Source organism: Novosphingobium chloroacetimidivorans, assembly GCF_014204535.1.
Taxonomy (GTDB): Bacteria; Pseudomonadota; Alphaproteobacteria; order Sphingomonadales; family Sphingomonadaceae; genus Novosphingobium; species Novosphingobium chloroacetimidivorans.
Map to the genome: position 1 here is coordinate 1 of NZ_JACHLR010000011.1, position 25,232 is coordinate 25,232.

General features: G+C 66.5%; 25 protein-coding genes and 1 pseudogene. 10 read left to right on the forward strand and 16 right to left on the reverse strand.

From position 1 onward, the window contains the following. Positions 1-655 precede the first annotated feature (655 nt). Genes HNO88_RS13030 through HNO88_RS13060 form a run of 7 tightly spaced genes read right to left on the reverse strand, consistent with a single transcriptional unit; the run spans position 656 to position 8,318 of the window. Positions 656-1,720, reverse strand: a complete 1,065-nt coding sequence (locus HNO88_RS13030; protein WP_184246033.1) for a UDP-glucuronic acid decarboxylase family protein — start codon at positions 1,718-1,720, stop codon at positions 656-658. Next, entirely contained in the window at positions 1,707-2,813 is a 1,107-nt protein-coding gene (locus HNO88_RS13035; protein WP_184246036.1) for a CgeB family protein, read from the reverse strand. Before HNO88_RS13035 ends, HNO88_RS13030 begins: the two co-directional genes overlap by 14 nt. Then, entirely contained in the window at positions 2,810-3,898 is a 1,089-nt protein-coding gene (locus tag HNO88_RS13040) for a CgeB family protein (protein ID WP_184246039.1), read from the reverse strand. The genes HNO88_RS13035 and HNO88_RS13040 overlap by 4 nt, the downstream gene beginning before the upstream one ends. Continuing rightward, complete coding sequence (locus tag HNO88_RS13045) at positions 3,895-5,016, reverse strand: CgeB family protein (RefSeq protein WP_184246042.1); 1,122 nt, start codon at positions 5,014-5,016, stop codon at positions 3,895-3,897. The genes HNO88_RS13040 and HNO88_RS13045 overlap by 4 nt, the downstream gene beginning before the upstream one ends. A 10-nt stretch (positions 5,017-5,026) precedes the next feature. After that, a complete protein-coding gene (locus tag HNO88_RS13050) occupies positions 5,027-6,127 on the reverse strand; it encodes a glycosyltransferase family 4 protein (protein ID WP_184246045.1) in 1,101 nt (366 codons plus the stop codon). Further along, a complete protein-coding gene (locus HNO88_RS13055; RefSeq protein ID WP_221420006.1) occupies positions 6,124-7,197 on the reverse strand; it encodes an SDR family NAD(P)-dependent oxidoreductase in 1,074 nt (357 codons plus the stop codon). Before HNO88_RS13055 ends, HNO88_RS13050 begins: the two co-directional genes overlap by 4 nt. After that, positions 7,194-8,318, reverse strand: coding sequence for an NAD-dependent epimerase/dehydratase family protein (locus HNO88_RS13060; protein WP_184246052.1), 1,125 nt, complete (start codon positions 8,316-8,318; stop codon positions 7,194-7,196). The genes HNO88_RS13055 and HNO88_RS13060 overlap by 4 nt, the downstream gene beginning before the upstream one ends. Positions 8,319-8,548: 230 nt before the next feature. On the opposite strand from HNO88_RS13060, the gene HNO88_RS13065 reads away from it, so the two are divergent. Genes HNO88_RS13065 through HNO88_RS13080 form a run of 4 tightly spaced genes read left to right on the forward strand, consistent with a single transcriptional unit; the run spans position 8,549 to position 12,042 of the window. Next, positions 8,549-9,145, forward strand: a complete 597-nt coding sequence (locus HNO88_RS13065; RefSeq protein ID WP_184246055.1) for a histidine phosphatase family protein — start codon at positions 8,549-8,551, stop codon at positions 9,143-9,145. Next, a complete protein-coding gene (locus HNO88_RS13070) occupies positions 9,142-9,948 on the forward strand; it encodes a TIGR04290 family methyltransferase (protein ID WP_184246058.1) in 807 nt (268 codons plus the stop codon). Before HNO88_RS13065 ends, HNO88_RS13070 begins: the two co-directional genes overlap by 4 nt. Before the next feature lie 4 nt (positions 9,949-9,952). Continuing rightward, positions 9,953-10,927, forward strand: a complete 975-nt coding sequence (locus HNO88_RS13075) for a glycoside hydrolase 5 family protein (RefSeq protein ID WP_184246061.1) — start codon at positions 9,953-9,955, stop codon at positions 10,925-10,927. An 11-nt stretch (positions 10,928-10,938) separates the two neighbouring features. Further along, a complete protein-coding gene (locus HNO88_RS13080; RefSeq protein WP_184246064.1) occupies positions 10,939-12,042 on the forward strand; it encodes an inositol-3-phosphate synthase in 1,104 nt (367 codons plus the stop codon). A gap of 231 nt (positions 12,043-12,273) precedes the next feature. On the opposite strand, the gene HNO88_RS13085 is transcribed toward HNO88_RS13080, so the two are convergent. Further along, complete coding sequence (locus HNO88_RS13085; RefSeq protein WP_184246067.1) at positions 12,274-12,795, reverse strand: DUF1003 domain-containing protein; 522 nt, start codon at positions 12,793-12,795, stop codon at positions 12,274-12,276. A gap of 55 nt (positions 12,796-12,850) precedes the next feature. Here HNO88_RS13085 and HNO88_RS13090 point away from each other — a divergent pair, with 55 nt between their 5' ends. Then, on the forward strand, positions 12,851-13,837 hold the full coding sequence (locus HNO88_RS13090) for an MDR/zinc-dependent alcohol dehydrogenase-like family protein (protein WP_221420008.1): 987 nt from the start codon (positions 12,851-12,853) through the stop codon (positions 13,835-13,837). Beyond that, positions 13,837-14,817, forward strand: a complete 981-nt coding sequence (locus tag HNO88_RS13095) for a Gfo/Idh/MocA family protein (RefSeq protein ID WP_184246070.1) — start codon at positions 13,837-13,839, stop codon at positions 14,815-14,817. The genes HNO88_RS13090 and HNO88_RS13095 overlap by 1 nt, the downstream gene beginning before the upstream one ends. 143 nt (positions 14,818-14,960) lie before the next feature. Here HNO88_RS13095 and purU read toward each other — a convergent pair whose 3' ends face one another. The 3 genes from purU to HNO88_RS13110 form a co-directional block, all read right to left on the reverse strand. Continuing rightward, positions 14,961-15,827 carry a formyltetrahydrofolate deformylase gene (gene purU / locus HNO88_RS13100; RefSeq protein ID WP_184246073.1) on the reverse strand — a complete coding sequence of 289 codons (867 nt, stop codon included), beginning with the start codon at positions 15,825-15,827 and terminating at the stop codon, positions 14,961-14,963. A 1-nt stretch (position 15,828) separates the two neighbouring features. Beyond that, positions 15,829-16,857 carry an NAD(P)H-dependent flavin oxidoreductase gene (locus tag HNO88_RS13105; RefSeq protein ID WP_184246077.1) on the reverse strand — a complete coding sequence of 343 codons (1,029 nt, stop codon included), beginning with the start codon at positions 16,855-16,857 and terminating at the stop codon, positions 15,829-15,831. 120 nt (positions 16,858-16,977) lie between these two features. Further along, a complete protein-coding gene (locus HNO88_RS13110; protein ID WP_446685700.1) occupies positions 16,978-18,237 on the reverse strand; it encodes an aspartate kinase in 1,260 nt (419 codons plus the stop codon). A 57-nt stretch (positions 18,238-18,294) separates the two neighbouring features. On the opposite strand from HNO88_RS13110, the gene ubiG reads away from it, so the two are divergent. Further along, complete coding sequence (gene ubiG / locus HNO88_RS13115) at positions 18,295-19,047, forward strand: bifunctional 2-polyprenyl-6-hydroxyphenol methylase/3-demethylubiquinol 3-O-methyltransferase UbiG (protein WP_184246080.1); 753 nt, start codon at positions 18,295-18,297, stop codon at positions 19,045-19,047. 4 nt (positions 19,048-19,051) lie between these two features. Here the strand turns inward: ubiG and HNO88_RS13120 are convergent, their stop codons facing one another. Further along, complete coding sequence (locus HNO88_RS13120) at positions 19,052-19,399, reverse strand: arsenate reductase (RefSeq protein ID WP_184246430.1); 348 nt, start codon at positions 19,397-19,399, stop codon at positions 19,052-19,054. A gap of 907 nt (positions 19,400-20,306) precedes the next feature. On the opposite strand from HNO88_RS13120, the gene aroC reads away from it, so the two are divergent. After that, positions 20,307-21,401, forward strand: coding sequence for a chorismate synthase (gene aroC, locus HNO88_RS13125; protein WP_184246084.1), 1,095 nt, complete (start codon positions 20,307-20,309; stop codon positions 21,399-21,401). Positions 21,402-21,580: 179 nt separating this feature from the next. Here aroC and HNO88_RS13130 read toward each other — a convergent pair whose 3' ends face one another. From HNO88_RS13130 to HNO88_RS23015, 3 genes are all read right to left on the reverse strand, one after another. Next, positions 21,581-22,546: a helix-turn-helix domain-containing protein gene (locus tag HNO88_RS13130; RefSeq protein ID WP_221420009.1), complete on the reverse strand. Its 966-nt coding sequence runs from the start codon at positions 22,544-22,546 to the stop codon at positions 21,581-21,583. 77 nt (positions 22,547-22,623) lie between these two features. Further along, positions 22,624-23,157: a nuclear transport factor 2 family protein gene (locus HNO88_RS13135; RefSeq protein ID WP_184246090.1), complete on the reverse strand. Its 534-nt coding sequence runs from the start codon at positions 23,155-23,157 to the stop codon at positions 22,624-22,626. Then, positions 23,154-23,450: a hypothetical protein gene (locus HNO88_RS23015; RefSeq protein ID WP_376768772.1), complete on the reverse strand. Its 297-nt coding sequence runs from the start codon at positions 23,448-23,450 to the stop codon at positions 23,154-23,156. The genes HNO88_RS13135 and HNO88_RS23015 overlap by 4 nt, the downstream gene beginning before the upstream one ends. A 221-nt stretch (positions 23,451-23,671) precedes the next feature. Between HNO88_RS23015 and HNO88_RS23020 the strand changes: the two are divergent. Both HNO88_RS23020 and HNO88_RS13145 read left to right on the forward strand, forming a co-directional pair. Further along, positions 23,672-23,842: pseudogene (locus HNO88_RS23020) on the forward strand (helix-turn-helix domain-containing protein); the annotation flags it as partial. A gap of 36 nt (positions 23,843-23,878) precedes the next feature. Further along, on the forward strand, positions 23,879-24,541 hold the full coding sequence (locus tag HNO88_RS13145; RefSeq protein WP_246381738.1) for a LysR substrate-binding domain-containing protein: 663 nt from the start codon (positions 23,879-23,881) through the stop codon (positions 24,539-24,541). Here HNO88_RS13145 and HNO88_RS13150 read toward each other — a convergent pair. Beyond that, positions 24,533-25,105: a YybH family protein gene (locus HNO88_RS13150; RefSeq protein WP_221420010.1), complete on the reverse strand. Its 573-nt coding sequence runs from the start codon at positions 25,103-25,105 to the stop codon at positions 24,533-24,535. The genes HNO88_RS13145 and HNO88_RS13150 overlap by 9 nt on opposite strands. Between the last annotated feature and the right edge of the window lie 127 nt (positions 25,106-25,232).

The window sequence follows — 25,232 nt, forward strand, 5'->3', positions numbered from 1 at the left end:
ACCCGCTACGACAAGCGAGATGATAACTTCCTCGCGTCAGTCCAACTTGCATCCATACGGATTTGGCTGCGACATAATGAGTCGGTGGCCTAGAGGTTTGGTACAGGCTGGAGCAACACCGCCGTGCCCAGCGCCGCACCTCATCGTCGTCGCACCAGGCGATGTGCATTCATGCAAGCAGATGGGTGGGTATGCCGAGCGGAGGACCAGCCTCGGCCAATGTGCGGTCCAGCGTGTGCAAGATTGCACCCGCTTCCGATGCGATGGCCAGATGAAGTGCATCGCCGGCGCGCAGCCCCAGCGCATGCTGATCGGCGTGTTGAGCCGCCGCGCGAAAATGACGTCCCGTGATCGGCTTGCGAATAGCCCCTCATTGACAAGCACACCCTACGCGGCTCAGGCGAGGAAAAGGTCCGGCCGGTAGCAGCCATCGCGACGTCCCGTGGCTGTTCTGGAACTTGAAGTTCAGGAAGCCACTCAGAAGCCTACAGTACTACTGGGAGGAATTCCGCAGCAAGGCTGGATTGCGAGGTGTCAGGCTGCACGACCTGCGTCATACCTTTGCAAGCCCTGCGGCGATGAACGAGGAGACGATCCCGATGATCGGGCGCTTGCTAGTCGTGCAGGCCCGTCAAACCCGACGCACCATCACAGATCACCCGGCAACCGCCTCCCGCGCCGTAAGCGGTACCGCCGGACGCGTAGGGCGATGGCGATCGAGCGTGTCGAGCTTGGCCGTCACCAGCACTTCATCGCCCAGCTCGCGCGCGAACCAGTCCATGGTGGCGCGGATACCGTCTTCCAGCTTGGTCGTCGGCTCCCAGCCGAGCAGCGCCCTGGCTCGGTCGATGTTGGGCTTGCGGCGGCGTGGATCGTCGACCGGAAGCGGGGCGTTGCGCACTTCGGCGGGGCGGCCAAGCATGTCGACGACCAGATCGACCAGTTCGCGCACCGTCATCTCGCGCGGGTTGCCGATGTTGACCGGCTCCATGCCGATCTCGTCGGCTTCCATCAGCCGGCGCAGAGCCTCCGCCGTGTCGGTGACGTAGCAGAAGCTGCGTGTCTGGCTGCCATCGCCGTAGATGGTGATCGCCTCGCCCGAGAGCGCCTGACAGATCACGTTGGAGACGACGCGCCCGTCGCACGGGTCCATGTTCGGCCCGTAAGTGTTGAAGATCCGCGCCACCCGCACGTCGGCGCGGCCGCTGCGGGCATAGTCGAAGGTCAGCGCCTCGGCCGCGCGCTTGCCCTCGTCGTAGCAGGCACGTGGGCCGGTGCAGCTGACGTTACCGCGGTACTCCTCGCGCTGCGGGTGGCTCTCGGGATCGCCGTAGACTTCGCTGGTGGAGGTCAGCAGGAAGCGCGCGCCCGAGGCCTCTGCCAGGCGCAGGAGCTGGCTGGTGCCCACCACGCTGGTCAGCATCGTGTGCTCGGGATCGGCCTGGTAGGCGGGCGGCGATGCCGCGCAGGCCAGGTTGTAGACGCGGTGGAACTGGCGCGCGCGCGTCACCAGCGAGGTCGGCCAGGGTGCGGTGATGTCGGCCTGGATGAACTCGAAGTTGTCGTACTGCTTCAGCACCGCGAGGTTCGACGGGCGCGAGGTCTGCAGATTGTCGACGCAGACTACATGCTCGCCGGCTTCTAGCAGCATGCGGCACAAGTGCGAGCCGATGAAGCCCGCGCCGCCCGCGACCAGTGTCAATCGGTCAGACTTGTTCACAAAGGTTTCCTCTCGGGGTGTTCGGCGCGGGACGTGTGACGCCAGATCTCTTCGGCGCCTGTTCCAGGTCTTGTTCGAGTTGCGCGGCGCGGCAATCGGCGGTGTGGGCGCCGAGCACCGCCTGGTGCGCAGCCTCGCCAAAGCTCGCCGCATCGGCACCGAGCGCGGCGATCACGTCTTCGGTCGTATCGGCCAGGATGATCGCGCGGCCAGGTTCGAGAACATCTTCGATCCCCGCCCAACGGTCTGAAATAATGGGAGTTCCACAGGCTCCCGCCTCGAACAGGCGCACGGATGGCGACCATCCGGCTGCGATCATGTCGGCCCGCGTCACGTTGAGCGTGAAGCGCGATGCGGAGTAAAACTCGGCGTGCTCGGCGGGAGGCAGATGCTCGATGCGCTCGACGTTCGCCGGCCAGACGATCGCATGCGGGTACTGCGGCCCCGCCACGGCGAAGCGCTTGTCGGGGCAGCGCCGTGCGGTCTCGATCAGCAGCTTTTCCAGCGTGGGCTGGCGATCGTCGCTGTAGGTGCCGAGGTAAGTGAGGTCCCAGCGCTTCTTTACCGCCAATGGCGTGTAGCGAGTGTCATCGACCGAGCAGTAGAGCGCACGGGCGCTGGGCGAGCCGAAGTCGGTCATCAGCCGGCACAAGGTCGGCCCGCCGGTGAACGAGAAATACACGTCGTATCCGGGGATCAGCTCGGGCGTCAGGTATTCGAAATCACCCCGCGCCAGCTTCGCCAGCGTGACGGGCGTGTCGATGTCATAGAAGCAGGCGATCCCGCGCGCATGCTCCTGCACGAACGCGCCGACTTCGACACCCTCGGGCACGTAGGAGCCGACCATCACCGCATCGGCCTGCGCGATCGTCTCGCGCCATTGCCCCAACTCCTCGACGCTGTCGTAGTAGCGCAGCTCGCAAAAGTCGGGATCCGGCAGATCGCGATGGTCGGCGTACCAGGGCTTGTCCCGCTCGAGGAACAGGATCTCGTGCCCGCGCCGCGCGAAGGCGGAAAGCAGCGCGCGGAACGTAGTGGCGTGGCCGTTGCCCCACGAAGACGAGAGGGTCAGGCCCAGGACGACCAGCTTCACGCCGTCACCTGGCTCTTGGCGCGAGCAGCGCGCAGGACTTCGTCCACTTCGACACCGCGCAATTCGTACGTGTGCTCGGCCAGCACCCGGGCAAGCGCGGCCTGGCCGATGGCGCGGGCACGCCCTTCCGTGAGGTTGGCCATGTGCTCGGCCACGTCCTGCCCGTCGCGCGCGACCAGCACTTCCTCGTCGGGCTTGAGGAACAGCTCGATGCCTTCCCAGGCGTCGGTGATCAGGCACGCCGCGGCACCGGCCGCCTCGAACACGCGGGTCGCGGGAGAGAAGCCGATGCGCGCCATGGAATCGCGCGCCACGTTCAGCACCGCCTTGGGCGTGCAGTTGAAGGCATTGTGCTGGCGCGTGCCGACATGGCCGATGTCGCGCACATTGGCCGGCATGCCCTTGTCGTGCCAGCCGTTGCCGCCGATCAGGAAGCTGCGCTCCGGCAGCGCGGCGGCGGGCCTTAGGAAGAACTCCTCCACGCGCGCCTCGCGGTCGGGCAGGCGATTGGCCAGGAACGCCAGGTCGCAGGCGAATGCAGGCTCGGGCGGCACCGGATGGTGGGTCGCGGGATCGAGCGCGTTGTAGATCGGCACGCACTGCTTGGCGCCGAAGCCTTCGTAGTCGCCGATCACCGGCGGACCGCCGCCGTAAGTCAACACCATGTCTAGGTGCGGAAGAGCCTTGCGGACCGGGTGATCGGCATCCTCGCGCATCTCGTCGAGCGTGGCGGCGGCATCGACGTCCCAGTAGATCTTGATCGCATCGGGCCGCGCCTGTGCGATCACGCCTTCGAGCAGTTCCTTGTCGAACACGCCGACACCGTTGGCCTTGACGACGATGTCCGCGTCCGCTGCCTCGGCCAACACGCGGCGCAGCGAGGCTTCGTCTGCATCGTAGACGACCGAACGCACCCACTCGGGCGGATCGATGTCGCGGTTCTGCTGCCGGCCGAAGGCGTCGGGCTCGTAGAAGGTGATCTCGTACCCGCGCTTGGCCATGGCCGAGAGGATGCCGCGATAGTACGTCGCCGCACCGTTCCAGTACGACGAGAGCAGGCTGGAGCCGTAGAAAGCGATCTTCAAGCGGGTTCTCCGGCCAGGGCAGATTTGATGGTGGGCTTGATGGAAGCGACGATCGCCAGCAGTTCGTCGACGCGGTGCGCGCATGTATGGCGTGCCAGGATGGTCTCGAGCCCGCTGGCGACGAGCGCCTGACGCAAGGCAGGATCGGTCTTCAGATCCGCGAGGTGGGCGGTCATCTCCTCGCCATCGGCAGCGACAAGGTAGTCCCAGCCTGGACGGAACAGCCCTTCGGCATCGTCCCACGGTGCGCTGACCAGCGGGATGCCGCTGGCAAGCGCCTCGAACACGCGGATGGTCGGGATGCCCGGCAGGATCGTCGAGTAGAAGCGGCGGGGCACATGCACCGTCGCCAGATGCCGCGCGAAGATCGCGGGCGCGGCGGCGTTCGCGGCCCAGCCATGATAGCGCACACCGAACTTCGCCAGGATCGCACGCGCGTCTTCGGGGTAGCGCACGCCGTAGACATCGAGCGGCAGACCGGAAGCCTGGGCCGGGCCGAACAGGAAGTCCTGCAGCTCCTGCGTGCGCTCCCCGTCGCCCCAGTTGCCGATCCAGACGAGGCCGGAACGCGGTCCTTCCTCTACCGGCGGGAAGAAACGTCGGGTGTCGGCGGCCTCGTGCCAGGTCCAAACCCGGTTGCCCCAGCCGCGCTGGCGATAGACCTCGCTCAGCGTCTCGCCGAAGGCCAGCACGCCATCGTAGGCGGAAAGGTCATAGCCCTCCATCTCCTGCGGCGCGCTGACGGCACGATGATGCGTGTCGTGGAACAGCAGCGTGTAACCTGCACCCTGAGCGCGCGCTGCGCCGAGCCTGGCGACCAGATCATGCGCGTTCCATTCGTGCACGATCACCAGGTCGGCGCCATCGGCCAGTTCCGTGGGATCGGCATCGGCGGCATAGCGCGTGGAGCTCAGCCGCGGATAGGCCGAGCGATAGGCGCCCAAGCCCTCGGTGCCATGGTCTGCGATCAGGTTGGCGCGGCTCCAGGCATCCTCGGGCTCGAACACCGCGACTTCGTGGCCGCGCTCGATCAGTTCATCCAGAACGCCGCGAAGGAAGTGCGCGTTGCCGTGGTTCCAGCAGGAATCCAGCGAGTGCGTAAAATAGACGACCTTCATGCCGCGCCCCTCATGCTGCTAACCGGGCGGCCATGAGGTCGCGGTAGTGTTCGGCCATGGCATTGGCCATCCGCTCGGGCACATAGCGCTGGGCACGTGCCTGCGCCGCTTCGCCGAGCGCGTCGCGGTGGTCGGGATCGCGGATGATAGCTTCAATGGCTGCGGCAAAGCCGGCCGCGTCGAGCGGATCGACGAACACGACCGCGCCGTCCCACAGCTCACGGAAGGTGGGGATATCGGAAAGCACCAGCGGGCATCGCGCGCCGGCAGCTTCCAGCACCGCGAGTCCGAACGGCTCGAAGGTGGCGGCGGAGACGAACACCGGCCGCTGCTCCAGCTTGGCGGCGAAGGCAGCGGCGTCGAGCTGGCCGAGCAAGTGCAGATGGTCGGCAGTCGCCACCTCGCCATGCGGTGCGGTGGTCGTGCCCGCGGCATGGAACGGGAACGGCACCAGCGCGGCTGCCTTGTCCAGCGTGGCGAGGTTCTTGACCTCGTCCCACATCCGTCCGGCCGTGAGCGCGCTGTTGGTACCGGCGGTGGCGCGTACGCGCGCCGGCAAGGCTCGACCGTTGTGCACGACTTGCGGCGCCACCGCGAGGCCATAGACGCGCCTCAGCGTCTCGGCGAAGCTGACCGACGGCGCGATGACGCGATCGCAGGTGCGTAACGCCTGCGCCATCATCTCGCGATGCCAGGCGAACGCCGGGTCGAGCGGCTGACCGCTGCGCGCCGCGTCCCACCAGCTGGCGAGGCACCCATGCGCGACGGCCACCACGGGCGCGGGCCACGCCTGGCCGGCCGCCAGCGCCGGCGAGTTCAGATGAACGAGGTCCACCTTTTCGCGCCGGGCGAGTGCCGCCAGTTCGGCCGCGGCGCGGCGGGTCGAAGCCGCTTCGCTCATCCAATCGAGCGGCAAGCCGGTCTCGACCAGCGTCACGCCCTTGCAGCGCTTGATCGCGGTGCGCTGCTCCGGTGTGGGAGGAGGGCCGAGCACTGCCAGCACCGTCTCGAACCCAAGTGGACGCAAGGCGCAAGCAAGCTCGGTCGCGTATTGCCACACGCCGCCGACGGCATCGACGGTCATCAGCAGGCGCGTCACGCGTCGGCTCATCGGTGCGCTCCGGCGGTGGCAAGCGGGGCGGGCTGCGCAGGCAGATCGATGCCGCGCTCGGCCGCAAGCCACTCCGTCAGGCGCGCGACACCGGTACGCCAGTCCAGCTTCTTGGGCAGACCCAGCGTTGTATCGATCGCGCGCGTATCGGCAACGAACCAGCGCTGGTCGCCGGGGCGCCAGTCGGACGAGCGCACGTCGATCCGGCAGCCCAGGGTTTCGCTCATGTAATCGATCAGGTTGCGCAAGCTGACCGCGTTCGCCGGGCCGCCGCCGAGATTGAAGACCTGGCCCTTCACCTTGTCGATCTGGCGCCAGGCGGCGATGTAGGCATCCACTGCATCGCCGACATAGAGCACGTCGCGCACCTGGTTGCCGTCGCCATAGAGCGTGATCGGATTGCCCTGCAGCGCCTGGATCAGGAAGTGCGCGACCCAGCCCTGGTCCTCGGTGCCCATCTGCCGCTCGCCGTAGACGCAGCTCATCCGCAGCACGGCGGTGGGCAGGTCGTAGCTGCGCGCGTAATCCAGCACGTACTGGTCGGCCGCACCCTTCGACACGCCATAGGGGGTGTGGAAATCCAGCGGCTGCGCTTCGGAAACACCCTGCTTGGCGAGTTCCGCGTCTTCGGGATAGTGGCCTTGCGCCGTCAGCTGCGAGCCGAACTGCACGAGATCGCCATAGACCTTGTTGGTGGAGGCGAAGATGACCGGCACCGGCCTGGCCTGCGCACGCGCGGCTTCGAGCAGGTTGAAGGTGCCGTTGATGTTGATCGCCAGATCGGATGCGGGATCGGCCATGCTGGTCGTCACTGCGACTTGCGCGGCGAAGTGGAACGCGGCGTCCACGCCCTGCACCGCGGCGGCAAGCTTCTCCGGCTCTCGCACGTCGGCGAGCACCGGCTCGATCAGCTCGCCGTGCCGTTCGATCAGCCACTCGAGGTTGCGATCGACGCCGGGCCGCACGAGTGCATCGTAGATGCGCACGCGGTGGCCTTCCGACGCGAGCCTGTCGGCGAGGTTGGAGCCGATGAAACCGGCCCCGCCGGTGACCAGGATCGTTTGCGTCATGCGACCAGTCCGCGCGCTTCGAGCTCCTTGCGCGCCTTTTCGACGTGGTCCGTCGCGGTCTGCTGGCTGACCCATTCGGCCAGTTCGACGAGGCCTTCGGTGAAATCCTCGGTCGCCTCGATGCCCAGCTGCTCGCGCGCATTGGTGGTGTCGCAGAAGCAATGGCGGATGTCGCCGATGCGCGCCTTGCCGACGATCTCGGCGTGCAGGTCGTTGCGCCCCATTGCCTTGGCGAGTTCCTCGGCCACTTGCCTGACCGAGATGTCGCGGCCCGAACCGACATTGTAGGTTCCGCCCGGAGCGGCTGGGTTCTCCAGCGCGGTCGCAAAGGCGCGTGCGACATCGCGCACGTGCACGAAGTCGCGCCGCTGCTCGCCATCCTCGAAGATCATCGGCGACTGGCCGTTGAGGAAGCGCGAGGCGAAGATCGCCAGCACGCCGGTATAGGGATTGGAAAGCGCCTGGCCTGCGCCGTAGACGTTGAACAGACGCAGGCACACGCCTTCGATGCCGTAAGGCGGCGCCATGATGTGCGTGGTGCGCTCCTGCACGTACTTGTTGAGCGCGTAGATCGAGGAGAGGTTGGGCTGCTTCCACTCGGGCGTCGCCACCGGGGTCAGCGGACGCCCCTGCTTGTCGACCGGCTCCCAATTCGCCTGCCCATCGCGCAAGGTCGCGCGCGCCGCATCCTGCACCAGATTGCCATCGGCGTCGCGGTACAGACCCTCGCCATAGATGCTCATCGACGAGGCAGTGACCACGCGGCGCACCGGATTGTCGATCAGCCGCTCGAACAGAACGGCCGTGCCAACGTCGTTGGTGGAGGTATAGCGCTCCACCTCGTACATCGACTGGCCGACGCCGACCTCGGCCGCGAGGTGGATGACGCTGTCGACGCCCTTCAGCGCTTTGGCGACTGCTTCACCATCACGCACGTCACCCTCGATCAGTTCGATCTCAGGCTCGAGGAATGGAGGGCGCGTGCCGCTGGCGTTGGCGCCATGGACTTGCTCGATCAGGCTATCCAGTGCAACAACACGATATCCGCGCCGCAGAAGCTCGCGTCCGACGTGGCACCCAATAAAGCCCGCCCCGCCCGTGATCAGCACCGTTTCCGCCATAAATCCCCTCGCACGCTAGCGTCCGGGAGGCACAAAGCTTCTTCATCCTCTTTGTTCCCAAATACTGTGAGAACTACTTTGAATTAACATTTGTTATTTTGAAGTTTTCCCTTCGCCTCTGTTCTGAAACATTTCGACGCAGGGTTTGTTCATGCAGGAACAAAGCTTGTACTGCCTTGTTGACGCCTGAACCGCATTTCGGGGGCGGCTCTCGGCAGAAAGGAGGGAATGTGACTGCAACGATATTGCTGATCCGTCATGCAGCGCATTCGCACCTGGGCCGGATCCTCTCCGGTCGCACGCCCGACATTGCCCTCAGCAGCGACGGTCTCTGGCAGGCAAGCGCTCTGGCCGACAGGCTGGGGGCAGAGCCGATCGCCGCGATCCACACCAGTCCTGTCCAACGCGCGCAGGAGACTGCGCGCACCGTGGGCGAGCGACACGATCTCGACCCCGAAGTCGCGCCCGCGCTCGACGAACTGGATTTCGGCGACTGGTCCGGCCGGGCCTTCGTGGAACTGGAAGGCGATCCCCGCTGGTCGACCTGGAACGAGGCGCGATCCACGGCGGTCGCACCGAACGGCGAAAGCATGGCCGACGCGCAGGCCCGTGCCTGGCAGCACATCCAACGCACCGCCCTTGCCTCACCCGGGCGGACGATAGCGATGGTCAGCCATTGCGACGTGATCCGGGCCGTGGTCGCCGATGTGCTCGGCCTCAGCCTCGATCACTACGGCCGCTTCGAAATCGACCCTGCTTCCGTGACGCGCCTCGCGGTGGGCGACTGGGGCGCCAAGGTGCTGAGCTTGAACGAGACGTATTCATGAGCAGCATCCCCGCCACCCACACCGACCGCGTGAGCGAATTGCGACGGCAGGTCGAAGCGCTCGGCCCGTGGTTCCAGAACATTGACCTGGGCCACGGCGTCACCACCGCGCCCGACCACTTCCTGGGCGACTACCCCCGGTTCAAGTACGAAGGCTTCGCGCACGTCATTCCCGCCGACCTTACCGGCAAGAGCGTGCTCGACATCGGTTGCAACGCCGGGTTCTACTCGGTCGAAATGAAGCGCCGCGGCGCTGCCCGCGTGCTCGGCATCGACAGCGACGACCGCTACCTGGCGCAGGCGCGCTTCGCATCCGATGCGCTCGGCTTCGGCGACATCGAGTACCGGAATCACTCGGTCTACGATGTCGGCGCGCTGGGCGAGAGGTTCGACCTCGTGATCTTCATGGGCGTGCTCTATCACTTGCGCCATCCGCTGCTCGCGCTGGACCTGATCCGCGAGCACGTCGCCGGCGACATGATGCTGTTCCAGACGATGCAGCAGGGCTCGCAAGAGACGATCGACGTGCCCGAGGAGCATCCGTTCTTCGTTCCGGGCACCTGGAAGCCGTCGCCGATCTTCGACGAGCCGGGCTATCCCAAGATGCATTTCATCGAGAAGTCGTTCGCCGACGACTGGACCAACTGGTGGGCACCAAACGCCGCCTGCAGCGCCGCCATGCTGCGCGCCGCCGGGTTCACCATCGAGGCTCAGCCCGAGCCCGAAGTCTACATGTGCCGCACCGCGCCAGTGCCCTACGAGCAGTATGGGCCGGCCGCAGTATATCCAAGCAGGGGGACGTAACGCCGTGATCGAAGCCGCGATGATCTGGAACGAGCCGAACAACAAGTCCCACTGGGACCCGGAGCTCGATCCCGATTGGTCCATCTTCGGCGACCTGGTAAAGCGCGCAGGCGCCGCCATCCATGCCGCCAATCCTGATGTCCTGCGCGTGCTGGGCGGCATGTCGCCGATCGACGCTTCATGGGTCAACCGCATGCGCGGCCATGGCGCGATCGACGCGGTCGATGTTGTCGCGGTGCACGGCTTCCCGCTCGACTGGAACCTGTGGTCGATCCACGCCTGGCCAGACAAGATCGCCGAGATCGAGGCGGTATGCCCCGACAAGCCGATCTGGGTCACCGAAGTGGGCGTCGGCTCGTTCGGCGCCGAGGAAGTGCAGGAGTTCGGCGTTCAGAAGACCGCCGAGCTGCTGGTAGGCCGCGTGCCGCGCATCTTCTGGTACTCGCTCTACGATCTGCCGCAGGAATGGGGCGCGACCACCCGCCACCGCGAAGCGGAAGGATCGAGCTATTACCGCCACTTCTACATGGGCCTGATCCGCGAGGACGGCACCCCCAAACCCAGCCTCGACCACTATGCCAAGGTCGCCGGCGAGATGGGCCTGATGCAGTGGTTCCACTACCACGATCCGCGCCTCGACGACGCGGTCGCCTGGATGAAGCGGCTGGGTACCAGGCACTTGCGCACCGGTCTGTCCTGGGCCGACAGCTTCCGCCCCGATGCGCTCGACTGGTTCGACCGTCAGATGGAGGCGCTGCAGGACTTCGACGTCACCGTCACCTTCTGCTTCACGCCCGAGCACCTCGGCCCCGGCGCGCACCACACCAGCCCGCCGTACGACACCCAAGGCTTCGCCGACTTCTGCCAGCAGATGATCGAGCGCTATGCGCCCGCCAAGTCGCGCGTCGAAGCCCACCCTGCCCTGTCGGCCACCCCCGACCGCGCCGAACTGGCTGCCGCACAAGCGGCGGTCCTTTGAGGAGTACCCCGATGCTTTCGCCCCATCCGCACGGGATCAACGTCGCCGTCGTCGGCATCGGCAATTGCGCCAGCTCGCTCGCGCAAGGCATCGAACACTATCGCCTGGGCGCCAACGACACGATCGGCCTGATGCATTACGAGCTGGGCGGCTACGTGCCGAGCGACATCCACCTCGTCGCGGGCTGGGACATCGACAAGCGCAAGGTCGGCCAGGATATCGCCGACGCCGTGTTCGCCAAGCCCAACTGCACCACGGTGTTCTGCGAAACGATCACGCCCACCGGCGCCAAGGTGAAAATGGGCCGCAAGCTCGACGGAGTCGCCGATCACATGGCCGACTATCCCGACGATCGCACCTTCGTGGTTGCCGACGAGCCGGAGGCGACCGAGCAAGAGGTCATCGCCACTTTGCGCGAGACCAAGGCCGACGTGCTGATGAACTACCTTCCGGTCGGCTCGCAAAAGGCGACCGAGTTCTACGCCGAGTGCGCGCTGAAGGCCGGGGTCGCCTTCGTGAACAACATCCCGGTGTTCATCGCCAGCGATCCCGAGTGGGCCCGCCGCTTCACCGAAGCCGGCATCCCGATCATCGGCGACGACATCAAGGCGCAGCTCGGCGCCACGATCACCCACCGCGTGCTGACCGACCTGTTCGCCAAGCGCGGCGTCAAGCTCGACCGAACGTATCAGCTGAACACCGGCGGCAATACCGACTTCCTCAACATGCTGGAGAGGAAGCGCCTCGCCTCCAAGAAGGAGTCCAAGACAGAGGCCGTGCAGTCGGTCGCGGCCGAGCGGATCGAGGACGAGAACATTCACGTCGGCCCATCGGACTACGTCGCCTGGCAGAACGACAACAAGGTCTGCTTCCTGCGCATGGAAGGCCGCATGTTCGGTGGCGTACCGGTGAACCTGGAACTGCGCCTGTCGGTGGAGGACAGCCCCAACTCGGCCGGCGTCGCGATCGACATGATTCGATGCGCCAAGATCGCCAGGGAGCGCGGGCTATCCGGGCCGATCGACCCGGCAGCGGCGTATTTCTGCAAGCACCCGCCCAAGCAGATGACCGACGACGAGGCGTTCACTCGGCTCGAGGCGTTTATTGCCGGGTGAGACTTGGGTCGGGGTCAGGGTTCGGAGACGGCGAGGACAGCCCGCGCCACCTTCCCCTTCGTCATTCCCGCGAACGCGGGAATCCATCTCCTGCAAATGCCCCTGAAGCAGCGGTCCTAGTGGGTTCAGTGTATGCGGCTCGAATACTGTGACGCTGTACCGACGTGTAAGCCGACGGAGCAGGAGTTGGATTCCCGCGTTCGCGGGAATGACGAAGTCGCGGCGGGCGGCTCAGTCCCCCTGTCGCTCCTCCAGCGCATCCAGCACGTCCTCAGGCTCCACGTCCGCTTCGATCTCCGCAAGCTCAAGGTCGTCCACCGTCACATCGAGCTTGCGCGCGATCCGCTCCAGCAGCATCGCCACGCGGGTGAGTTCGTGTTCGGCGAGGAGGTTGATGTGCAGGTCGAGATCCGCGCTGCGGTTCTGCCGTTCCGCCATGCGGTTCTGGCTGATCAGCACGAAGGTGGACAGGAAGATCGCCTCGACCGAGGCTTCCATGGCCAGCACCACCAGACTCTCGTCGAACTTGGGCACGCCAGGTATGCCCACCGTGTTCGCCAGGATCCAGAAGCCGAACAGCACCAGGTGGATGACCACGAAGGTCATCGACCCGGTGAATGCCGTCACCTTGTCGGCGATGCGGTGCGAGAACGGCGCGTTGGCATGAGCCTCCCGCTCGCGCGCGCTCAGCGCCTCGATATTCTCCCGCAGCGCACTGCTCATGCTCAGCGCCGGCGGCAACGTGTCGGGCATACGGTGAACCTTGTGACGGGACCGAAACGATGATCAATCCTCAGGGGCACAGCGCATGAACGCCGACCAAAGTTTCCTTTCCAGAACGATGCGCGCTGCCGTCGTTACCGGCCCCAAGGCGCTCGAAATCGTCGATGCGCCGCTGCCCGAACCGGGTGCGGGCGAAGTGCGGGTGAAGCTGGAAGGCTGCGGCGTCTGCGCGTCCAATGTCGAGCCCTGGCATGGCCAGCCGTGGAGCACGTATCCCGGCGAGACCGGCGGCCTGGGCCACGAAGGCTGGGGCGTGATCGACGCGGTCGGCTCGCAGGTTTCCGACTTCGCGCCTGGCGATCGCGTCGTCTTCCTGGCCGGCCACAGCTTCGCCGAATACGACGTGGCACCGGCTTGCGGCGTGGTAAAGCTGCCGCCGCAACTCGCCGAGCAGCCCTTCCCCGGCGAGCCGCTCGGCTGCGCCTTCAACATCTTTCGTCGGGCCGATATCCAGGCGGGCCAGACCGTCGCGATCGTCGGCATCGGCTTCCTGGGCGCGGTGCTCACCAGGCTGGCGACCGATGCCGGGGCCAAGGTGATCGCCATCTCGCGCCGCCAGTCCTCGCTCGATCTCGCGCGTCACTACGGCGCGGCCGAAACGATCGCGATGGACGATCACTGGCGCATCATCGAGAGCGTCAAGGCCGTTACCGGCGAGGCCTTGTGCGAGCGGGTGATCGAATGCGTCGGCTACCAATGGCCACTCGACCTGGCCGGCGAACTGGTCGGCTTCGGCGGCAAGCTGGTGGTCGCCGGCTACCACCAAGACGGGCCGCGCCAGGTCAACATGCAGATGTGGAACTGGAAGGGCATCGATGTGATCAACGCGCATGAGCGCGATCCCGCCGTCAACTTGCGCGGGCTGCGCGAAGCTGTCGATGCCGTCGCCACCGGGCGCTTCGATCCCTCGCCGCTCTACACGCACACTTATCCGCTGGACCGCCTCGGCGATGCGCTCGATGCCACGCGCGACAAGCCGGATGGCTTCGTGAAAGCGCTGGTGACGCTGTGATGGTCAAGCCAAGGGTAGGATTTCTCGGCACCGGCTGGATCGGCCGCCACCGCATGGAAGCGGCGCTGGCGACCGGCGCGATCCAGGCCGCCGCGATCTGCGATCCCTCGCCCGAGTGCGCCGCCGAAGCCGCGAAGCTGGCACCCGATGTGCCGGTGCTGGCCTCGCTGGAAGCGCTGCTGGAGCAGGACCTCGACGGCCTCGTCATCGCCACGCCCAGTGCACTGCACGCCGAGCAGTCGATCGCGGCGCTGGAGCGCGGCATGGCGGTCTTCTGCCAGAAGCCGCTCGGCCGCAACGCCGCCGAGGCTCAGGCCGTGGTGGATGCGGCACGCAAGGCGGATCGGCTGTTGTCGGTCGATTTCTCCTATCGCTACACCGCCGCCGCCCAGGCCATCGCCGGTCGGGTGCGCAGTGGCGAGTTGGGCCAGCTGTTCGCCGCCGACCTCGTGTTCCACAATGCCTATGGGCCGGACAAGCCCTGGTTCTACGATCGCGCGCAATCGGGCGGCGGCTGCGTCATGGACCTGGGCGTGCACCTGGTCGACCTGCTGCTGTGGCTGCTGGACTTTCCCGAGGTCACGGACGTGTCCTCCACCCTGCTGGCCGGCGGCAATCCGCTGTCGGCCGATGGCGTAGAGGACTATGCCCAGGCACAGCTGACGCTCGCCAACGGCCTCGTCGCGCGCCTCGCTTGCTCGTGGCGGTTGCAGGCGGGCCAGGAGGCAGTGATCGAAGCCAGCCTCTACGGCACCGGCGGCGGCGTCTCGCTGCACAATCTGGGTGGTAGCTTCTACGATTTCGAGGCCAGACGGTTGGTCGGGACCTCGAGCGAGGTGCTGGTCAGTCCGCCCGACGCCTGGGGCGGCCGCGCCGCCGCAGCATGGGCGGAGCAGCTGGCCCAGGACCGCAGCTTCGATCCCTCCGCCGAGCGGCTGGTCGACGTGGCCAAGGTGCTGGACCGCATCTACGCGGGTTGAAAGCACCCCTCGTCTTCCCCGCGAAGGCGGGGACCCCGCTTGTTCTTTGGACGTCTGAACAATTGCAAGGAAGCGGGGCCCCCGCCTTCGCGGGGGCGACGGGTTTCAAGCGATAGGTTGGCGCAACTCGACGGAGCGCCAACTCAGCTGCGAAACACCACCGTCCGCGTGCCGTTCAGCAGCACCCGATCCTCCAGGTGCAGCCGAACCGCCTCGGCCAGCACGCGTCGTTCGATGTCGCGGCCCTTGCGCACCATGTCGTCGGGCGTGTCGGCATGTGTCACCGGCTCGACGTCCTGGTGGATGATCGGGCCCTCGTCCAAGTCCGCCGTCACGTAGTGCGCCGTCGCGCCGATCATCTTCACGCCGCGCGCGTGGGCCTGGTGATAGGGCTTGGCGCCCTTGAAGCCGGGCAGGAACGAGTGGTGGATGTTGATGCACCGCCCCGAGAGGAACGCCGCCATCTCGTCCGACAGGATCTGCATGTAGCGCGCCAGCACCACCAGTTCGGCACGCGTCTCTTCTACCAGCGCACGCACTTGCGCTTCCTGCTGCGACTTGGTTTCGCGGGTGACGGGCAGGTAATGAAACGGCAGCTCGCCGATCAGGTGCGTGGCGATCGCGTCGCGCGGGTGGTTGGAGACCACGCCGACCACGTCCATCGCGATCTCGCCGATGCGATGGCGATAGAGCAGGTCGGCCAGGCAGTGATCGAACTTGCTCACCATCAGCAGCACCCGCCGCGGCCGGTCGCGCCGCAGCATCGACCAGGCCATGCCGTACTCGTGCGCGATGGTGCCGAAGCCCTCGCGGATGTCCTCGCGGTCGCCGGCACCGGGATCGAAGGCGACGCGCATGAAGAACTTGTTTTCGGCGAGGTCGTTGAACTGCTGCGCCTCGATGATGTTGCCGCCCGCCTGCGCCAGGTAGCCGGTGACGCGCGCGACGATGCCGGGCCGGTCGGTGCAGGACAGCGCCAGGATCAGCGGCCCGTTCGCCTCGCCGCCCATGTCAGGCCACCGCCAGCGCCTTGCGCGTGTCGAGCGCCGCCTCGCACTCGCGCATCAGCGCGGCCATGATCTCGGCGACCGGCTCTTCCTTGGTGACCATGCCGACCGACTGCCCCGCCATCAGCGAGCCGTTTTCGACATCGCCGTCGATCACCGCGCGGCGCAACGCGCCGGCCCAATAGTGCTCGATCTGCAGCTGCGCTTCCATCATCGCCACCTTGTCGTCGTCGAGCAGCTTGGCGACTTCGATCTGCTTGGTGGTGAACGCCTGGGTGCCCTTGTTCTTGAGCGCGCGGACCGGGATCACCGGCAGCCGGTCATCGACCTGCACCGAGGCGATGGCATCGCGGGCGGAGGCACGGAAGAACGCCTGCTTGAACGCAGGGTGCGCGATGGACTCGGTGGCGCAGGCGAAGCGAGTGCCCAGCTGCACGCCGGCCGCGCCCATCTCCAGGTAGCCGGCGATCGCCTCGCCCCGGCCGATGCCGCCGGCGACGAACACCAGGTGATCGGCGGCGAGCGTGGGCAGGATCTCCTGCGCCAGCACCGAGGTCGAGACCGGGCCGATATGGCCGCCGGCCTCCATGCCCTCGATCACCAGTGCGTCAGCGCCAGAGCGCAGCAGCTTCTTGCCCAGAGCCAGCGTGGGAGCGAAGCAGATGACCTTCGCCCCATGTGTCTTGATGGCCTCGACGCTGCCCTTGGGCGGGATGCCCCCTGCCAGCACCACGTGACCGACCTGGTGCCGGCCGCAGACCTCGATCAGGTCGAACAGCTGCGGGTGCATGGTGATCAGGTTGACGCCGAAGGGCTTGGTCGTCAGCGTCTTGGTCGCCGCGATCTCCTTGTCGAGCAGCTCGGGCGTCATCGCGCCGCAGGCGATCACGCCGAAGCCGCCGGCGTTGCTGATCGCCGAAACCAGGTTGCGTTCCGACACCCAGGACATCGCCCCGCACAGGATCGCATGCTCGCTGCCGAAGAACTGCGCGCCGCGCGCCATCAGCGCCGAGGTCTTGGGGTAAGCGGTCATGGCAGGTCCTGGCACGTCATCTGAGAGCAGCGCGCCTTAGGCAATCAAGGCGCGGCGCACAAGACATCGGGCCAGAGACGGCCTCAGCCTCTCCCCTCCCTTTCAGAGGGGAGAGCTTGGTCAGGCCGTTGCGTCCATCCCGTATGCGGTGTGCAGCACGCGCACCGCCAGCTCGGTCTCGTCGGAATCGATCAGCACCGAAACCTTGATCTCGCTGGTGGAGATCGCCTCGATGTTGATTCCGCGCTCGGCCAGCGTGCTGAACATCGTCGCCGCGACACCCGCATGGCTGCGCATGCCGACACCCACGACGCTGATCTTGGCGACCTGATCGTCGGCGATCAGGCGGCGGTAGCCGATCTCCTCCTGGCGCTCCTCCAGCATCGCCTGCGCGCGCACCAGATCGGACAGGGGCACGGTGAAGGTGACGTCGGTCTCGCCCTTCTCCTTGGCCACGTTCTGGATGATCATGTCGACGTTGATGTTGGCGTCGGCGAGCGGGGCGAAGATGGCCGCGACCGCCCCCGGACGATCGGCGATCGCCGTGAGGGTGATCTTGGCCTCGTTCTTGTCGGCGGCGATGCCGGTGATGAGCTGGCGTTCCATGTCGGTTCCTTCTAACTCTTCATCGCTGACGATCATCGTGCCCGGCAGGGTATCGGCAGCGGGCGCAGTCTCGTCGATGAACGAGGAGAGCACCTGCACGCGCACCTTCTCCTTCATCGCCAGGCTGACCGAGCGGGTCTGCAGCACCTTCGAGCCCACCGAGGCGAGCTCCAGCATTTCTTCGTAGGTCACCAGCGGCAGCTTGCGCGCCTTGGCGACGATGCGCGGGTCGGTGGTGTAGACCCCGTCGACGTCGGTGTAGATGTCGCAGCGGTCGGCCTTCAGCGCCGCCGCGACGGCGACCGCCGAGGTGTCCGAGCCGCCACGGCCCAGCGTCGTCACCCGGCCCTCGGGCGAGACGCCCTGGAATCCCGGGATCACCGCGATCTCGCCCGCCGCCATCGAGGCGAGCAGCGCTTCGGCATCGATCTCCTCGATACGCGCCTTGGCATGCGCGTCGTCGGTCTTGATCGGAACCTGCCAGCCCAGCCACGAGCGGGCCTTGCAGCCGATCGACTGCAGCGTCAGCGCCAGCAGGCCGGAAGTGACCTGCTCGCCGCTGGCGACGACCACATCGTACTCGGCCGGATCGTAGAGGGTGTTCGCCTCGCGGCAGAAGTTCACCAGCCGGTCGGTTTCGCCCGCCATGGCCGAGACGACCACCGCGACTTCGTGGCCCGCTTCCTGCTGGCGTTTGACGATGCCCGCCACGCGCCGGATGCGCTCGGTGCCGGCCATCGAGGTGCCGCCGAATTTCATCACGATGCGGGCCAAAGCGAACGCACTCCTGTGCCGGTGGATTAGAGTCGGGCGCGCTGTTAGGGGTAGGCCATGAACAATGCAACCGCGACGCACGACACGATCGGTCCAGAAACCATCCGCGCGGCAGAAGCCGCCCACTTCGGCGCGCTTGCGGCAGAGTGGTGGAATCCCAGGGGCTCGTCGGCCATGCTGCACCGCCTCAATCCGGTGCGACTGGCCTTCGTGCGCGAGGCGATCGACACGCATTTCGGCACCGACCCGCGGGCGCTGAAGCCGCTTGCCGGCCGCCGCGCGCTGGACGTGGGCTGCGGCGCCGGGCTGCTCGCCGAGCCCTTGGCGCGGCTGGGCGGCGAGGTCACCGGCATCGATGCGGCGGCAGAGAACGTCGCCGCCGCGCGCGCGCATGCCGAGGCGATCGGGCTGGCGATAAGCTACCAGGCCGGTGAAGTCGGCACGCTAGCGCCGCGCGATCAGGACCTCGTCTGCGCGATGGAAGTGATCGAGCATGTCGCCCACAAGGGCGTGTTCGTTTCCGCGCTGTCCGCCGCGATGAAGCCGGACGGACTGCTGGTGATCTCCACCCCCAACCGCACCGCACGCTCGCGCCTGCTGCTGGTCGAAGCGGCCGAGCGACTGGGGCAAGTACCGCGCGGCACGCACCATTGGGACGACTTCGTCACGCCCGACGACCTGCGCGATCTTCTCGCCGCCGCCGGGCTCACCATGAGCGCGCCGCGCGGGATCGCCTGGTCGCCGCTGAAAGGCCTGCACCTCTCCGACGACCTGGCGCTCAACTACATCGTCACCGCAACCCGCGCCTGAGATCTTACCTCAGCGCCTGGTCCCAGCGCGCGGGATCGAAGCCGACGAGCAGCCCGCCGGCATGCTCGACCACCGGCCGCTTGATGCAACTGGGGTTGGCCGCCATCAGCGCGACCGCCTTGCCGGCGTCGAGGTCCTGCTTGTCGCTCTCGGGCAAGCCCCTGAAGGTCGTGCCCCGGCGGTTGAGCACCGTCTCCCACCCCGCCTCCTCCACCCAGCGCACCAGCTGAGCGGGATCGGCGCCCTGCTTCTTGTAATCGTGAAAGGCATACGCGATGCCATGCTGATCCAGCCAAGCTCGCGCTTTCTTCACGGTGTCGCAGTTGGGAATGCCATAGAGTGTCGGTTGCATCGGCGCATGGTACGGGATGTGTGCGGAGCCTGGCAAGTCGAGCAGCTTTTTGAGCTCAGGCCCGGCTTGACATCGCGAACCGTTTAGGTTATATACCGCAGCGCTGGAGCCAAGTGAAAGCTCGGCTCCGGTACACGGCGGGTGCGGGTGAGCGAGGCCTCGTTCGACCAACCCCGCACCATGCGGCCGGCGCCTAGAGACGGGCGCCTGCACCCCAGATGCGACGCACTATCCCGCCTGGAGGCGACATCCTGCACTTCCAGCCCGGAGCCGGCACAGTTCCCGCGAGCCTTGCCCGCCGGCGCTTCGCACGAACAAGGCCGAGTTGGCGGCACGCTTGCGTGTTCCTCCGCCAGCCGTTCGCAAACCGGAACCCGAGCCAAGCCTGTCGCGCCAGGCCGCGCCGGCCGCACGTCCGTCGTGAGATTTTTTCCTGTTGGCGTAAGTTCCGCGTTCGCCGGCGGAGGTCGAGTTGTGCCTAACTCCTTCTCTGAGGAGGAGGGGGAGCAGATCCTCCCCTGCAAGGGGAGGGGGACCGCTCACGCAGTGAGTGGTGGAGGGGTGTAACCCTCTCGGTCGAGCACTCCACCAGCGGAGACACCCCTCCGTCAGCCGCTTCGCGTCTGCCGCCCCCCTTGCAGGGGAGGATCTGTCCTCCCCGCGTCGGGGAGGGGGACCGCTCGCGCAGCGAGGGGTGGTGGGGACTCGCGTCCTCACGCAAACACTGCAGGAACCCGCCGGCAACCTCGCGCCGTGCCGAGACTCCCCTCCACCACGCTTCGCGCGGTCCCCCTCCCCGTGCCGGGGAGGACCGATCCCTCCAAGCACTCCACCAGCGGTGCTTCCCACGCACCACCGCCAGCCCCCGCTGGACAAATCGCCGGGTCCGCGACAAAGCGCGCAGGTCATGAGCGTCAACACCTTCGGCCGCCTTTTGCATTTCACCACCTGGGGCGAAAGCCACGGGCCGGCGCTCGGCGCGGTGGTCGACGGTTGCCCTCCCGGTCTCGCCATCGACGAGGCGGCGATCCAGCCCTTCCTCGATGCCCGCCGACCGGGCCAGTCGAAGTACACCACCCAGCGCCAGGAACCCGATCGGGTCCGCATCCTCTCGGGCGTGTTCGCCGCTCCGGATGGCGTACAGCGCACCACCGGCACCCCGATCTCGCTCATGATCGAGAACGTCGACCAGCGCTCCAAGGACTACTCCGAGGTCGCGAAGGCCTATCGCCCCGGCCATGCCGACTACGCCTATGACGCCAAGTACGGCTTTCGCGACTATCGTGGCGGCGGGCGCAGTTCGGCGCGAGAGACGGCGGCGCGGGTGGCCGCCGGCGGCGTCGCGCGGCTGGTGATCCCCGAGGTCGCGATCCTCGCCTACGTCACCGAGATCGGCGGCGACGCGATCGATCCGGCCAACTTCGACCCGGCCGAGATCGCGCGCAATCCCTTCTTCTGCCCCGATGCCCGGGCGGCGGCACGATGGGCCACGCAGATGGAGTCGGTGCGCAAATCCGGCTCCTCGGTTGGCGCCGTGGTCGAATGCGTGGCGACCGGCGTGCCTGCGGGCTGGGGTGCGCCACTCTACGGCAAGCTCGATGCCGACCTTGCCGCGGCGATGATGGGCATCAACGCCGTCAAGGGCGTGGAGATAGGCGACGGCTTCGCTGCGGCGCGGCTCACCGGCGAGCAGAACGCAGACCCGATGCGGCCCGGCAACTCAATGGCCAACTCCGGCCCTCGCTTCGAGGCCAACCATGCCGGAGGTATCGCTGGTGGCATCTCGACCGGGCAACCGGTGGTGGTCCGCGTCGCCTTCAAGCCGACGAGTTCGATCCTCACCCCGCAACCGACGATCACCCGCGAAGGCGACGCGACCGAGTTGTTCACCAAGGGCCGCCACGACCCCTGCGTCGGCATCCGCGGCGCGCCGGTGGTGGAAGCGATGATGGCGCTGGTCCTGGCCGACCACAAGCTCCTCCACCGGGGCCAGTGCGGCTAGGTCTTGAGTTCCGGCATGTGGAAAGACAAACGCCTCGCCGTTCAGGACGCACGAGTGCTGATTCGCCGACGATAAGTGCTTTCACCTTGAGGTCGTCCTGGCAAAAAGGCTGAATTCGAGATCGCAGCCCCCGTTGATCCATGCAGCGACAATCGGATTCAACTTGAGGTTTCTCGATTTTACTTTGACTTTCGGTCGTCGCCCCCCTGCTCACGCTCTGCGGAAGGGGTTTTGCCATAGCGTCGCTGAAACGCAGCGGAGAAAGCAGCCGCCTGCGTATAGCCGCACTTCAAACCGATTTCGCCGATCGGCAGATCGGTCGTCCACAGCAAGCGGCGCGCCAAGTCGAACCGGAGGTCTGTCAGGAAGCCGCAGGGGGTTCGACCGGTCTGCTTGCGGAAGCGTCGCGAGAAGTGATGGACGCTGATTCCTGCCTCACGCGCCAGCTCGAGGACCGTCAACGATCGGTCTAGGTTAGCGCTCATGTACTCGATCACCCGTGCGAGACGATCATCGCTTATAGTGCCGGGATCACGATCGTCCGCGGCGATGTCGAGCCAGGGGCTATGGGTGGCCAGAAGGTGAAGGGCCATGGCGCGGGCAACCTGATCCGCGTAGAGGTCGGGTGCGTTGGCATGCATCGCGACGAGCAGCGCGCGGCTCAGTTGGGCAACGGTCGGATCATTGAATACGAGGGCGTCGAGCGGGCGGTCGTGGGTGCGTTGCCCCCGTCGCCGATATTCCTCGCAAGTTTCGTTGACGATCGCTTGTGGCAAGTAGAGGTGGATCATCTCGAAGCGACGCGAAGATCCAAGCGCTTCCCAGCGCAGGCGCGCTGTCTGCCCTGGCGGCGTCATGCCGGCGGCTCCGGGTTCGTAGATGGCTGCGTGCCAAGTGCCGCAGCCATAAGCCTCGACGCGGTGTCGGCCGCCGATCGCCGTCACCAGAGTGAGATCGGTCGTAGCATGCGTCTCGAAAACATCGCTTTGGCCGACGCCTTCGACATGATCGAGAAGAAGGGCGTTCCAGCCTACGCTCACACTGCTTTCCAGCATCGTGACGGGCTGCGCGGCAGCACAGTCGAGGCTAGCCGACGCGTACAGCGCGGAAGCGGGCGCGCCGTCGTTCGCGGACGGCATGGTCATGTCTCCCTCCCCGTCGGCAGGGACAGGCGTTCGGGGCGCCCGAAGCGGCGCGGTGGCTTGGACGACGGCCCCGTTTGTCACTCGCGGCGGCTACCGGGCCGACGGGAGGGATCGGGGGCCGGCTTGTCAAGAACCGCCTTGAAAGCAGCGTTATCCAAAAAGGCCGTGACCGCCACGATCCGGCGATCCTTGACAGTCAGGATCCACAGATAGGTGTTGCGATAGCGCGTGCCGTCGTAGACGGCGGCCTCGCCGTCCCAATGGACAATCACGTCGTCACCGTCGGCCCAGATCCTCCTGACCGTCGGCCGCAACGTGCCGGTCAACCGCGCGGCGAGCGGACGGACCGCGCCGTCCAGCAGGGCTTGGCGACCATGATAGGTGCGGGCGACGACGGGGTCGAAGCCGGCGATATGCCAGGTCACGTCGTCGACGAGGAGATCGAAGAAGTCGGCGTCACCCGCGGCCCATCGCTCGAACGCTTCGCGGATGAAGGCCCGGTTGCCGGCCTCGGGCGAACTCGCCGCCAATCGCGCCTGTGGAGCGGCGGCGGCTGCCGCCGGAGGCACGGCCGCGAGAAGTACCGCCATCGCGACGATGGTGGGGCTCATGACCGCCTCCTCAATGCCGCGAGGCCAGCGCCGCGCCATGTCCTGGCCTGGCGGCCGGCGTCGTCGATCCGAACGAGTTTCATCCTTGTTCCTCCTACACGTGTCGGCGAGCCACGCTCGCCGACCCGAAAATTGGTTTGCGGTGTCATCGGTCGGTCGACTAACCGTCCCGGAAAGGTCGGAGCGACGGCGCTGCATTCGTTCAGGCGGCACAACTGTTCGTCGGAGAAGGCAAAGATGCGCTCGGCCTCGCCGTCGTCCGCGCCCCAACGCCAATCGGCGCCGAACGTCATCGTACCGAGCGTCACGGGAGAGACGCGCAGGCCGGAACGAGCGAGCGGCCGGTAGTGATCGAGGGACGTCCTCATGGTTTGTAAATCCCGATAGAGGCGTGCGCTTTCGCAGATGTGCCTGCGGTTGATGCATCCCGGGGCGAATATGCCTCCCTCGGCGATCGAAGAGAATTGTCGATCATTTATGATCTGCTAGTACATTTCTGATGAGCGGTTTGGTTATGTGGGACGATCAACGTGCGTTCCTAGCGGTCATCGAGGAAGGCAGCCTTTCGGCGGCAGCCCGCCGCCTGGGGCTTGCCCAACCGACCGTCCGCGCGCGCATCGAAGCTCTCGAGGCGGCACTTGGCAGGACCCTTTTCGTCCGATCCGTCCGAGGCCTCACGCCCACCCCGCAAGCCCGCACGCTGGCGACATCGGCGCGCGCCATGGCGCACGCCTCCGACGCGTTCGTCCGCCGCGCATCGGCAGGCGCGGATCAGCCCGCCGGCACGGTGCGCGTCAGCGTGGCCGAGTTCATCGGGGTGGAAGTGATCCCGCCCATGTTGGCACGGCTCGGTGCGCTTTACCCTGATATCGCCATCGAACTTGTCCTGAGCGACACCGGCGCCGATCTGCTTGACCAGCAGGTCGATGTCGCGGTCCGCATGTTCCCGCCGACGCAGGCGGGGTTGGTCATCCGCAAGGTCGCATCGATCCGCCTCGGCCTCTATGCGCATCCGGACTATCTGGCGCGGCATGGAGAGCCGGCGACGGTTGGCGAACTGGGTAGCCACCGCTTGATCGGTCCCGATCGCAACAGCAGCGATCTCGCGCTGGCGCAGGCTCTCTTCCCGGATCTGGAGCGACGCGCGTTGGTCTTACGTACCGACAGCCACCCCGCTGCGCTTGCCGCCACGCGCGCGGGGATCGGCATCGGCGTTGTACATCGCCACGTGGGCGATGCCGATATGCGCCTGCGACCGGTGCTGCCTGACGTCGACGTCGATGCGCTGGACACATGGATCGTCACGCATGAGGATCTGAGCAATATCTCTTGTATCCGGATCGTGTTCGATCACCTCGTCGCGGAGTTTAGCGCGCTACATTGACGCCTGCGGGTTGTCGCCCTGGCCGGCGATGATCCGCTCTGCCTCAGCCACTGGCACGATCTTCGACGAATTATGCTCGCGAACGATCTTCCAGCCATCGGGGCGGCAGCGCCAGACCATGTCGGAACGGGTACGGATGCCGGTCACCTTCCCCTTCAGCGTTTCGATCCGCGCGGTAAACTCCAGCGACGACGCGGCAAGATCGCTGCCGATCAGCACGGTGGGGGCGTCGCTGATCGCGTGCAGGGCCGAGCGGTTGGCGCGAAAGATGGGCTCCCAGATGCCCCCATATTCGGCGACGCTGCGCACGGCGCGACGCTGCGGGTCGAAGTCGTCGAAGAACAGCCCGTCCTGCGCCTCCCAGTCGTAGAAGCGACCGAGCTTGGCACGGAAACTGAACCGGGGATCGCCAGGCTCGTGCTGCCACCCCTGCAACATCACCTGTCGGTGCAACTCCCCCGGACTGGCATCGCCGCTTCCAACGCAATTCTGCGCAGCGGCGAGCGGGGCCGGCAGCGCGAGCGCGAGCAGCGCCGCAATTCCAACCTTCACCTGCAGTTTCATGGTAACTCCTCTACGAAATGAATGGATCGTTGCGCTCAGTCGCCGCCGGTTTCGGTTTTCGGCACATTGAGGCGGGCGAGCGTATCCGCGAAGCAGCCTTCGTTCTCCGCTTCGGGACGTTCTTAAT

Excerpts from the sequence above, each read along its gene's own strand:
- HNO88_RS13045 (WP_184246042.1), bottom strand. The coding sequence starts at position 5,016 with ATGAAGGTCGTCTATTTTACGCACTCGCTGGATTCCTGCTGGAACCAC.
- HNO88_RS13050 (WP_184246045.1), bottom strand. The coding sequence starts at position 6,127 with ATGAGCCGACGCGTGACGCGCCTGCTGATGACCGTCGATGCCGTCGGC.
- HNO88_RS13055 (WP_221420006.1), bottom strand. The coding sequence starts at position 7,197 with ATGACGCAAACGATCCTGGTCACCGGCGGGGCCGGTTTCATCGGCTCC.
- HNO88_RS13060 (WP_184246052.1), bottom strand. The coding sequence starts at position 8,318 with ATGGCGGAAACGGTGCTGATCACGGGCGGGGCGGGCTTTATTGGGTGC.
- HNO88_RS13070 (WP_184246058.1), top strand. The coding sequence starts at position 9,142 with ATGAGCAGCATCCCCGCCACCCACACCGACCGCGTGAGCGAATTGCGA.
- HNO88_RS13080 (WP_184246064.1), top strand. The coding sequence starts at position 10,939 with ATGCTTTCGCCCCATCCGCACGGGATCAACGTCGCCGTCGTCGGCATC.
- HNO88_RS13085 (WP_184246067.1), bottom strand. The coding sequence starts at position 12,795 with ATGCCCGACACGTTGCCGCCGGCGCTGAGCATGAGCAGTGCGCTGCGG.
- HNO88_RS13090 (WP_221420008.1), top strand. The coding sequence starts at position 12,851 with ATGAACGCCGACCAAAGTTTCCTTTCCAGAACGATGCGCGCTGCCGTC.
- HNO88_RS13095 (WP_184246070.1), top strand. The coding sequence starts at position 13,837 with ATGGTCAAGCCAAGGGTAGGATTTCTCGGCACCGGCTGGATCGGCCGC.
- purU (WP_184246073.1), bottom strand. The coding sequence starts at position 15,827 with ATGGGCGGCGAGGCGAACGGGCCGCTGATCCTGGCGCTGTCCTGCACC.
- HNO88_RS13105 (WP_184246077.1), bottom strand. The coding sequence starts at position 16,857 with ATGACCGCTTACCCCAAGACCTCGGCGCTGATGGCGCGCGGCGCGCAG.
- ubiG (WP_184246080.1), top strand. The coding sequence starts at position 18,295 with ATGAACAATGCAACCGCGACGCACGACACGATCGGTCCAGAAACCATC.
- HNO88_RS13120 (WP_184246430.1), bottom strand. The coding sequence starts at position 19,399 with ATGCAACCGACACTCTATGGCATTCCCAACTGCGACACCGTGAAGAAA.
- aroC (WP_184246084.1), top strand. The coding sequence starts at position 20,307 with ATGAGCGTCAACACCTTCGGCCGCCTTTTGCATTTCACCACCTGGGGC.
- HNO88_RS13130 (WP_221420009.1), bottom strand. The coding sequence starts at position 22,546 with ATGACCATGCCGTCCGCGAACGACGGCGCGCCCGCTTCCGCGCTGTAC.
- HNO88_RS13135 (WP_184246090.1), bottom strand. The coding sequence starts at position 23,157 with ATGAGCCCCACCATCGTCGCGATGGCGGTACTTCTCGCGGCCGTGCCT.
- HNO88_RS23015 (WP_376768772.1), bottom strand. The coding sequence starts at position 23,450 with ATGACGTTCGGCGCCGATTGGCGTTGGGGCGCGGACGACGGCGAGGCC.
- HNO88_RS13145 (WP_246381738.1), top strand. The coding sequence starts at position 23,879 with ATGGCGCACGCCTCCGACGCGTTCGTCCGCCGCGCATCGGCAGGCGCG.
- HNO88_RS13150 (WP_221420010.1), bottom strand. The coding sequence starts at position 25,105 with ATGAAACTGCAGGTGAAGGTTGGAATTGCGGCGCTGCTCGCGCTCGCG.